Here is a 7,627-nt window from a genome sequence, read left to right on the forward strand (position 1 = left end):
GCAGGCCCGGCAAGGCTGCATCTGCCGAGTCGGGCTTAGCCGGATTCGATTCGCTGCCACCTTGTTGCACTTGCGGTTTGTCGCAAATCACCCAACAGTGTCCCGCGCAGCCGATTTTTCCAAGGAATACAGCCTTGCGCTATGCTCTCTATTTCACGCCACCCAAAGACGATCCGTTGACGTCGCTTGCCTCCCGCTGGCTGGGTCGCGATGCCTTTTCCAATGAGATTTTTTCCGACAAGGCCATGGGTCCGTTGCCGGAAGCCCATGCCGAACTCACCGCCGATCCGCGCCGCTATGGCTTCCATGCCACGCTGAAGGCGCCTTTCGAGCTTGCAGCCTCAGTGAACGAGCGCGATCTGCTCGAGGTCGCGTCCGATTTCGCCTCGCGCACCAAGGCATTCGTCGTTCCGGAGCTGGTGCTTGGCCAGCTCGGTCCTTTCTTCGCGCTCGTGCCCGGCTCGCTCTGCCAGCCGCTGCAGGATTTCGCCTCGCGCGTCGTGAAGAGTTTCGAGCCGTTTCGTGCGCCGCTTTCGGACCATGATATCGCACGGCGCAAGCCGGAGGGCCTGACCGAGCCGCAGCGTGCCAATCTGCTGCGCTGGGGCTACCCTTACGTCAACGACGAGTTTCGTTTCCATATGACGCTGACCGGACCTGTGCCGGCAGAACGTCAGGCCGACATGCATGAAACCCTGCGCGAGCGCTTTGCCGACCATTCCGGCAAGCCGCTCGCCATTTCCAGCCTCGCCATCTTCGTCGAAGAAGAGCGTGGGGGGCCCTTTACCGTCCGCTCCTGGCTGCCGCTTGCTGGCGCCTAGGCATTTCCGCTTTAAACGCAGTCGCGGGAATGCTCTATCTTTTTGTTTTCACGCAATTCCGGACGCAAAACCGCTTCGCACTTTTGCTGGAATTGCTCCATTGATGAAAGACCTGACATGACCAAAGAAACCGTCCTTTCCAACGCCCGCATCGTCCTTGAAGACAAGATCGTCGAAGGCTCGGTACTGATCCGTGACGGTCGTATTGCCGCCATTTCCGAAGGCAAGTCCGCGATCGGCGAGGATTTCGAGGGTGATTATCTCATCCCCGGTCTTGTCGAGCTGCATACCGACCATCTGGAAGCGCATTATTCCCCGCGTCCGGGCGTGCGCTGGAACAAGACCGCAGCCATTCAGGCCCATGACGCCCAGGTCGTCACCTCGGGCATCACCACCGTGTTCGACTGCCTGCGCATGGGTTCGGACGAAGACGGCGGTTTCGAAAAGGGCGAGATGCGCGATATGGCCGACGCCATTCAGGCGGCCCAACGCGAAGATCGCCTGCGCGCCGAGCACCTGATCCACCTGCGCTGCGAGGTTTCCTCCGACAACGTTCTCGATCACTTCCAGGATTTCGAGAAGGACCCCTACGTCCGCCTCGTCTCGCTGATGGACCATGCGCCGGGCCAGCGCCAGTTCCAGACCATGGATCAGTATATCTTCTACTATCAGAAGAAGCGCGGCCTGAGCGACGAGGCCTTTGCCCGCTTCGTCGCCAAGCGCCAGGAAGAGTCGGCCAAGTATGCAACGCCGCATCGCGATGCGATCTCGAAGGTCTGCGCCGAGCGCGGTATCACCGTTGCCAGCCATGACGACGCGACGCTCGCCCATGTCGACGAGGCCATCAACTATGGCGTTCGCCTGGCGGAATTCCCGACCAGCATCGATGCGGCAAAGGCTTCGCATGGCGCCGGCATGAGCGTGCTGATGGGCGCGCCGAACATCGTGCGTGGCAAGTCGCATTCGGGCAATATCGCTGCGCGCGATCTGGCCGAACTCGGTGTGCTGGATGTGCTTTCCTCAGACTACGTGCCGCTCAGCCTGCTGCATGCGCCTTTCATCCTCGCAGACGAAGTCGAGGGCATTTCGCTGTCGCAGGCGATTGCCATGGTCACCGCAACGCCGGCAAAGACCGTCAGCCTCAATGACCGTGGACGCATCGCGGAAGGCCTGCGCGCCGATCTTGTGCGCGTTCGTCGCGACCATGGCGTGCCGGTCACCCGCTCCGTCTGGCGGGAAGGACGTCGGGTCGCATGAGCACGAACGCCAATCTCGAGCCGGCTAATGGCCGCCTTTCGGATGCGACAGCAGGAACACTCGCTGTCGTCGTCGGCCCGAGCGGCGCCGGCAAGGATACGCTGATGAATCTCGCCGCCCGGCATTTCGCCGGCCGGACTGATGTCCACTTCGTCCGCCGTGTCATCACGCGTGACGGAGATGCCGGCAACGAAGACCACAAAAGCGTCTCTGAAGCGGATTTCGACGCCATGAAGCAGGTCGGCGCGTTCGCCGTCTCCTGGGAAGCGCATGGTCTGAAATACGGCATTCCTGCCGAAGTCGCCGACGAGCTGACACGCGGCAATCTGGTCATCGCCAACGGCTCGCGCTCGGCGCTGCAGCACTTCCAGACTGCATTTCCGCGGCTGAAAGTCATCAACATCACGGCGCGGCGCGAAGTGCTTGCCGAGCGGCTGATGGCGCGTGGCCGCGAAAGCCGCGAGGATGTGCTGAAGCGCCTGGAACGCAGCACGCTTGCCGTCCAGGACGGCTATGATGTCATAGATATCGACAACAGCGGTACGCTCGAAGAAGCCGAACGCGCCATCATTGCCGAGCTCGAAGCGCTAATCCGGAAGTGAGCGTCCGGTATTTCGCCCGGATCATCTATTCACGCCAAATCGCGGATCTCTCACCGCTCATGCTGAAGTGCCTTGGCGCAAAAAGCGTCAAGGCCTCGAAGCACGGGGCGGCCCGGTGGCAATACCTCCACCCGCCCTCGTGGTTCGAGGCTCCGGCCTTTCAGGCCTCCGCACCTCACCGAGAGGACTGATCTCCCCGCTGCGCCTGATATTGCCTCAGTGCGCTTCATCCCAATTGTTGGCGGCGCGCGCGTCGACCTTCAGAGGCACGGCCATGTCGACCGCCGGCATGGCGGCATTTTCCATGACCGAGACGACGATCGGCGTCGTGCGCTCGACGTCGGCATCCTCGACTTCGAAGATCAGTTCGTCGTGCACCTGCAGCAGCATGCGCACGCGCTCGCCAAGCCCGGCCGAAGCCAGCGCCGGTTCCATCTTGATCATGGCGCGGCGGATGACGTCTGCGGCCGAACCCTGGATCGGCGCATTGATCGAGGCGCGCTCGTTGAAGGCGCGGACGGACGGATTGGAAGAGCGGATCTCGGGGAAGTGGATACGGCGACCGAAGATCGTCTCGACATAACCCTTGTCGCGCGCGGCCTGCTTGGTGCTGTCCATATAGTCGCGAATGCCGGGGAAGCGCTCGAAATACTTCTTGATGTAATCGCCCGCTTCCGAGCGCTCGATGGAGAGCTGATTGGCGAGGCCGAAGGCGGAGATGCCATAGATGATGCCGAAGTTGATCGCCTTGGCGCGGCGTCGCACTTCACTCGGCATGCCTTCCACCGGAACGCCGAACATCTCGGAGGCAGTCATCGCGTGAATGTCGATGCCGTCTTCGAAGGCCTGCTTCAGCTGCGGGATATTGGCGACATGCGCCAGCACGCGCAGTTCGATCTGGCTATAGTCGGCCGAAACCAGCTTGTGGCCCGGCGTCGAGATGAAGGCGGTGCGGATCTTGCGGCCTTCCGCCGTGCGCACCGGAATATTCTGCAGATTCGGCTCCGAGGAGGACAGGCGTCCCGTCGTGGTCGATGCCAGCGAGTAGGATGTATGGACACGCTTCGTCTGTGGGTGGACATAGCCGGGCAGCGCGTCGGTATAGGTCGATTTCAGCTTGGTGAGCTGGCGCCAGTCGACGATCTTGCGCGGCAGCTCGAAACCGGCAGCCGCCAGGTCTTCCAGCACCTGCGCCGAGGTCGACCATTGGCCGGTCTTGGTCTTGCTGCCTCCGGCCAATCCCATCTTGCCGAAGAGGATATCGCCGAGCTGCTTCGGGGAGCCGATATTGAAGCGTTCGCCCGCCAGCGTGTATATTTCGTCTTCCAGCCGAGCAGCGCCCTGCGCGAGTTCGCCGGAAAGGCGCGAAAGGATCTGTCGGTCGATGGTGATGCCGCGCTCTTCCATATGGGCAAGTACCGGCACCAGTGGCCGCTCCAGCCGCTCGTAGACGGCCGAGAGCTTCTCGGCCGCAAGCCGCGGCTTCAGCACCAGCCAGAGGCGCAGCGTCACGTCGGCATCTTCAGCGGCATAGGCCGTGGCGCGGTCGATATCGACGAGATCGAAGGTGACGTTGGACTTACCGCTGCCGGCAACGTCCTTGTAGGCGATCGGCTTGTGGCCGAGCCAGCGCTCAGACAGACTGTCCATGCCGTGCGTGGCATTGGAGCCGCCATCGAGCACATAGGACAGCAGCATCGTGTCGTCGAAAGACTTCGTCTCGATGCCGTAGCGCTTCATCAGCAGGTAATCGTATTTCAGGTTCTGCGCGATCTTGAGGATGGAGGCATCCTCAAGCAGCACCTTCAATCTCGCCAGGGCATCCCGAAGCGGAATCTGATTTTCGGCCATGCCGCCGCCGAGCAGATCGCCGACGCCGGTCTTGTGGCTGAGGGGCACATAGGCGGCGCGGATAGAGGCGCCCGTGGGATCGTTGCGGTTGTCGGCAATCGCCAGCGAGAAGCCAACGATTTCGGCCTGCATCACATCGAGCGACGTCGTTTCCGTGTCGAAGGCGACGATGCCGGTTTCACGCGCATCGGCGATCCACTGATCGAGCGTGGCGACATCGCGGATGGTCACATATTTCGAATGATCGATCGGTGCCGTGGCGAAGCTTGCGGCGCGCGCATTGGCGAGGTCGGTCGGTTCGCTCAGCCCCTCTACGGCCAGGCGCGGCTTTGCCGCCTGTGCCGGACCGGCGGCTCCCTCGGCGGACTGTTCGCTGCCGGCAACGAGATCGACATTTTCACCAACCTCCAGATCCGGGCCATGCGCGCTGTCAGCCAGCTCAACCTTGACGACGGATGGTTCGATCGCCGCCGGATCGCAATCGCAGGCATCGGCGACGCGGCGGGTCAGCGAGGTGAATTCCATCGCCTTCAGGAAGCCGATCAGCTTCGGGCCGTTCTGCGGCTCAAGCACGAGGGCGTCGAGCGGTAGCTCCAGCGGCACATCGGTTCTAAGCGTCACCAGCTGGCGAGAGATACGGGCAAGTTCGGCGTTGGCGATAATGTTTTCGCGACGCTTTTGCTGCTTGATCTCACCGGCACGAGCTAGCAACGTATCGAGATCGCCGAATTCTTCGAGCAGTTGCGCTGCCGTCTTCGGGCCAATGCCCGGAATGCCGGGGACGTTATCGACCGAATCGCCGGTCATGGCCTGCAGGTCGATCATCTTCTCCGGTGGCACGCCCCATTTCTCGATGACGTCGGGAATGCCGATCTGCTTGTCCTTCATGCTGTCATACATGTGGACCATCGGGGTGACGAGCTGCATCAGGTCCTTGTCGGAGGAGATGATCGTCACATCGGAACCGGCCGCTTCGGCCTGGCGGGCATAGGTGGCGATGATATCGTCGGCCTCGAAGCCGTCGGTCTCGATGCAGGGCAGGTTGAAGGCGCGCGTCGCCTCGCGAATGAGCCCGAATTGCGGGATCAGCTCCTCCGGCGGTGCCGAACGGTTTGCCTTGTAGTCCGGGAAAATCTCTTTGCGGAAGGTCTTCGAGGAATAATCGAAAATGACGGCGAAATGGGTAGGCGTCACCCCGACCGAAGTGTCGCGCGCCGAGGTCAGGAGCTTCCACAGCATGTTGCAGAAACCGGAAACGGCGCCCACAGGCAATCCATCGGACTTCCGGGTCAGCGGCGGCAGGGCGTGAAAGGCCCGGAAAATGAAACCGGAGCCGTCGACGAGGAAGAGATGATCACCTTTTTTCATGGAGACATGGATAGCGTGACGCACCTCCAACGTCCATATAAAGTTCTGGTTTTGCAGCCCGCCGGGAGCGCCAGATCTCTCACCGAAACGTTACTAATTTTTAATCAATCTAATCTGCGGATTCCCTTGAAAAACCACATTTGGGATCACAAATCATACTCACCGGCGATTGATACGCCGAGGGTCTGACAACCGGCCTGTCCCCCGCCACGTCAGACTCGGACAAAGGCCTATCCCCTCTCCGGGCCTTTGTCCCCCTTTTTTGAGCCGCCATGGCGTCCCCTCCAGGCCTGAACTGACCCCCGAAAGTTGGACATCCACTTTCGGGGGTTTTGCATGTCCAAACACAGTCTGGCTTTTAAGCTTTCTGTTGTAGAGTTTTATGAGAAGGGCGAGCGTAGTTGCCGGGAAGTCGGCGCGCATTTCGGAGTGGACCACGGGACGGTTCTCAAATGGGTAGCAAGCTACGAGGCACACGGGGCTGCGGGTCTCGCGAAGAAATTCAGCCGCTACGATGCAGCATTCAAGCTATCGGTTCTCCAACGGATGTGGGAGGATGGGCTCTCCTACCGCCAGACGGCGGCGCTGTTCGACATCCGCAATAAGAGTTGCCTGGCGGATTGGGAGCGATGCTATAAGACTGGCGGAATCGACGCCTTGACCCCAAGCTGCCGAGGAAGGCTCCGATCGATGCGCGCGCCGCCGATATCAAAACAGCCGCAAGCTTTGCAGAGTGACGAAGCAAAAAGCCGTGAAGAACTGCTGGCGGAGCTGAACTCTCTGCGCATGGAGAACGCCTACCTAAAAAAACTCGAGGCCTTAACGCGGGAGCAACCAGCGCTCAAAAAGCGCAAGTCGTCCAAGCGTTAAGGCCGTTCTATCCGTTTGATGGGTTGCTGAAGCTTTCGGGCCTTTCCCGCAGCACGTTCTACTATCGGCAAAGGATGTCGGCGCTTTGCGACAAGCATGCTGCGCTGAAGGACCGGATCAAGGCTGTCTTCCACGCTCACAAGGGGCGCTATGGCTATCGCCGGGTAACGGCGGCGATCCGCCAGTTCGGACAGACGGTCAATCATAAGACGGTCCAGCGCCTGATGGTCGAGATGGGATTGAAATCTCTGGTGCGGCCGAAGAAATACCGCTCCTACAAGGGTGACGTCGGGCGCACAGCCCCCGATCTCATCAAACGGCAGTTCACCGCACATGCGATCAATCAGAAATGGGTCACCGACGTCACTGAATTTAACGTGGCCGGCGAGAAGCTCTATCTCTCACCGGTTATGGATCTGTGCAACGGGGAGATTATCGCCTTCGAAACCGCCAGACGGCCGGCCTTCAAGCTGGTGGAAAGCATGTTGAACAAAGCCTTGAACCGGCTGGAAAAGAACGAACGGCCGATCCTGCATTCCGATCAGGGATGGCATTACCAGATGCTCCCCTATCAGCGCCTGCTCCAAAAACGCGGCATCGCCCAAAGTATGTCACGCAAAGGCAATTGCCTCGACAACGCGGCGATAGAAAGCTTCTTCGCTACCCTCAAATCCGAGTTCTTTTATCCGAACCGCTTCGAAAGCATCCAGAGCCTAAATGACGGCATCGCCGACTACATCCACTATTACAATCACCAGCGCATCAAACTGAAACTAAAGGGACTGAGCCCTGTCCAATACAGAACTCAGTCCCTATTATCATAGCCCGTCAACCGTCCAACTTTACGGGGTCAGTTCA

The 7,627-nt window shown here is 60.3% G+C and carries 5 protein-coding genes; 4 read left to right on the forward strand and 1 reads right to left on the reverse strand.

Annotation, left to right across the window (positions count from 1 at the left end):
- The first annotated feature begins 134 nt into the window (after positions 1-134).
- From GA0061102_RS02315 to phnN, 3 genes are all read left to right on the forward strand, one after another.
- A complete protein-coding gene (locus tag GA0061102_RS02315; RefSeq protein WP_092843626.1) occupies positions 135-821 on the forward strand; it encodes a DUF1045 domain-containing protein in 687 nt (228 codons plus the stop codon).
- Between the two features lie 117 nt (positions 822-938).
- Positions 939-2,078 (forward strand): alpha-D-ribose 1-methylphosphonate 5-triphosphate diphosphatase, encoded by a 1,140-nt coding sequence (locus GA0061102_RS02320; RefSeq protein ID WP_092843628.1) that lies wholly within the window; start codon positions 939-941, stop codon positions 2,076-2,078.
- Entirely contained in the window at positions 2,075-2,680 is a 606-nt protein-coding gene (gene phnN, locus GA0061102_RS02325; RefSeq protein ID WP_092843630.1) for a phosphonate metabolism protein/1,5-bisphosphokinase (PRPP-forming) PhnN, read from the forward strand. The genes GA0061102_RS02320 and phnN overlap by 4 nt, the downstream gene beginning before the upstream one ends.
- 216 nt (positions 2,681-2,896) lie before the next feature.
- Here the strand turns inward: phnN and polA are convergent, their stop codons facing one another.
- On the reverse strand, positions 2,897-5,899 hold the full coding sequence (gene polA, locus GA0061102_RS02330) for a DNA polymerase I (protein ID WP_092843632.1): 3,003 nt from the start codon (positions 5,897-5,899) through the stop codon (positions 2,897-2,899).
- A gap of 336 nt (positions 5,900-6,235) precedes the next feature.
- Here polA and GA0061102_RS02335 point away from each other — a divergent pair.
- Positions 6,236-7,593, forward strand: a protein-coding gene (locus GA0061102_RS02335) for an IS3 family transposase (RefSeq protein ID WP_425348504.1) whose coding sequence is annotated in 2 segments (ribosomal slippage) — positions 6,236-6,713 and positions 6,713-7,593 — 1,359 coding nt in all. Because the reading frame shifts where the segments join, the coding sequence is not laid out codon by codon here.
- Positions 7,594-7,627: the final 34 nt, after the last annotated feature.

This window comes from Martinezella miluonensis (assembly GCF_900094545.1).
GTDB classification, from domain to species: domain Bacteria; phylum Pseudomonadota; class Alphaproteobacteria; order Rhizobiales; family Rhizobiaceae; genus Rhizobium; species Rhizobium miluonense.